Consider the following 2,531-nt stretch of genomic DNA (forward strand, 5'->3'; position numbering starts at 1 on the left):
CTCGCCCGCTTCGGGACCGAATCAACGTGAGGCCGCGATGCACTCGCAATCTGTCGGATGCGCAAGGCGGCCTGGCCATAGCCGAGGAGAGTGAGCGCTCATGCCGCATAGCGCGCGCTTCGAACCGGCCACGGCCTGGATGCCATGTGCGGATTTGCTCTCCAGCTCGCGGGCTACGTTGTTCCTTGTCCCGGCGGGTCGTCATCGTAGAAGACGTCCGGTACAGGCATGAGGTGGAGGGTTTGCCAGACTGCGCCAAGGTATTCCTCGAAGGCGCGGCGGGCCGGGACTCGAGCAAGAGCCCATCGTCCGGCAGTAAATCTTGCCGCGACTGCGTCAGTATGAAGCGCGGTTAGCTGGCGGCCCAAAGCGGCTGCGGCGGTGATGGTGGCCGGAGCGCCGTGGATCCAGGGATACGCCGGGCCTGCATGGGTGGGCATCCTCAGCTGCAGCATCCCGAGCTGACCCGGTCCGGCCGACGTGGGTCGTCCGAAGATCAACCGGCCGAACTGATCTGGAGTCGGTGGGGCGTCCCTGAGTAGACGCGACCCTGGGGTTCTGAGCCGGTCGCGGGCTCGGAAGGTGAGTGCGCACAGTGCCCGGTTAGTGGAAGTGGGTAGGAATAGGCCCACTTCGAGCGTGGTCATGCTCTACCGCAACTCGCGCCGTGGAATCTGGCCCTCGTCGGTTGACGAAGGGCTGGTATGAGATTGCCGCTGGGTGATTCGTCGAGAGGCGCTCATGTTCGATGCGGGTGATGATGCTGGCGACGGTCCGCTGGTCTTGTGAGAAGCCGGGTTTGGCAGTTGATTTCGGGGTGGCGAGCCAGTGCAGGAGCCAGAGGCAGAGGGTGGCGGTGGTTGCGCCGGTGAGGAAGGGGAGCAGGGTGGTGGTCATCGGTTGCTCCGTTCCGGGAGTCGGCGGCGGCCGGTGGAGACCTCGAAGGCGAGGTCGGTGTAGCCGATTGTGAGTTCTGCCAGGCGGTGCCAGGCTTCGTGGAGTTCGAGGTCGGTGACCTCCGGGCGGAGGGCGGCGTGGGCGGCTACGGAGAGTTCGGCGAGGCGGTCGACGACCGTGCCGATCGTTTCAGTGTGCAGGAAGGCTGCGGCGGCGGGGTTTGGTGTCGCGCCGGCCATCCATCGGTCGATCTCGTGCACCAAACGTGCGCGGCAACCATCGATTTCGCCGAGTCCGCCGGACGCCGCGCTGGCTCGCGCCTCGTGCAGGCTCGCTAACTCGTAGGCAGCCAACAGGATCGGGTGGGGCTCATGAATAACCCCCGTACACGCTTCGAGAATCAGGTCCTTCGACGGCAGTAGCGTCATGGTGACCACTCCGGAATGAGGATTAGTGCCAAACGGCTGAGAGCTCAGTTTTGCTCGAGTTGTGCAAATTTGCAAGCGATCCGCAATGTAGACTTCGTGCGAGAACGGCAGTGATCATGGAGGTTTCGCGATGGCGGGCAAGCCGGGGCCGACGCTGCGGGCGCAGTGGCTGGGTCAGCTGCTGCGTCGGTATCGGGACGAATCCGGCATGACGCTGAAGGATGCTGCCGCTTACCTCAAACGCGACTCTTCCACCGTCAGTCGGTTCGAGGCCGGGCTGTATCCGCCTCGCGAGGACGATGTACGGGAGCTGCTGAACCTCTACGGCGTCGCCGATGAGCATGTGCGCGAGGCGCTTCGGAAGCTGAGTCTCGAAGTGTGGCAGAAGGGTTGGTGGGAGGGCTATGCCCAGGACATCGATCCTTCGATCATCGACTACGCCTGGCTCGAGGCTCGGGCGGCGGAGATCAAATCGTTCAACACGATCGTGGTGCCGGGTCTGTTGCAGACTCCTGCCTACGCCGAAGCGGTGATTCGCGCTGTCGATCCGGACGCGGATGACGCGCAAGTCGATCGCTGGCTCGAAGTGCGGATGATTCGTCAACAGGTACTGACGCGGTCGCGGCCGGTGCGGCTGACGGTCGTCCTGGACGAGTCCATCCTGCGCCGACCGATCGGTGGTGCCGACGTCCACGCTGAACAACTCGAGCATCTGGCGAGCATGGCGGAGCGGTCCAATATCGCGGTGCGACTGTTGCCCGAGGCGATCGGCGCGCACGCCGCGCCCGACGGATCATTCAAGGTCTTCAACCTGCCGGACCCCTATCCGACGCTGGCCTGCGTCGAGACGCCGGCGGGCGTCATCTACGTCGAAGCGGACGGAATCCAGCGGTTCACGGCAGCCTTCGACCGGCTCGAGGCTGTGGCTCTGACTCCGGAAGAAACGGCCACCATCCTCCGTGCGCAGGGCCGTTGAGTTTGAAACGCACTCGCTTATGCTGGGTGTGGTTATGAGGCGTGAGTATGAATGGCGGAAGAGCAGCTACAGCGGAGACGGCGGTGGGGGCAACTGTGTCGAGGTGCTGTTTGCCGCGGACACTGTATTGATCCGTGACAGCAAGTATCTGCGCGACTCGGCGAATGATCCCGCTGGCCAGCCGATTGTGGGGGTTTCGGGGGCGGAGTGGGATGTGTTTCTGGCCGGGG

Annotated in this window: 4 protein-coding genes; 2 read left to right on the forward strand and 2 right to left on the reverse strand. The window is 64.2% G+C overall.

Features of this window, described 5'->3' with window-relative positions:
- Positions 1–603: 603 nt before the first annotated feature.
- Entirely contained in the window at positions 604–897 is a 294-nt protein-coding gene (locus ACAM49_RS39755; RefSeq protein ID WP_369640677.1) for a hypothetical protein, read from the reverse strand.
- The gene (locus tag ACAM49_RS39760; protein WP_369640678.1) at positions 894–1,325 is read right to left on the reverse strand and encodes a DUF4254 domain-containing protein; all 432 of its coding nucleotides are present in this window, start codon (positions 1,323–1,325) and stop codon (positions 894–896) included. Before ACAM49_RS39760 ends, ACAM49_RS39755 begins: the two co-directional genes overlap by 4 nt.
- 130 nt (positions 1,326–1,455) lie before the next feature.
- Between ACAM49_RS39760 and ACAM49_RS39765 the strand changes: the two genes are divergently transcribed.
- Positions 1,456–2,301: a helix-turn-helix domain-containing protein gene (locus ACAM49_RS39765; protein ID WP_369640679.1), complete on the forward strand. Its 846-nt coding sequence runs from the start codon at positions 1,456–1,458 to the stop codon at positions 2,299–2,301.
- A gap of 34 nt (positions 2,302–2,335) precedes the next feature.
- Positions 2,336–2,531, forward strand: a 196-nt coding sequence (locus ACAM49_RS39770; RefSeq protein WP_369640680.1) for a DUF397 domain-containing protein, incomplete at its 3' end; no start/stop codon positions are given.

This window comes from Nocardia sp. JMUB6875 (assembly GCF_041154655.1).
Classification (GTDB): domain Bacteria; phylum Actinomycetota; class Actinomycetes; order Mycobacteriales; family Mycobacteriaceae; genus Nocardia.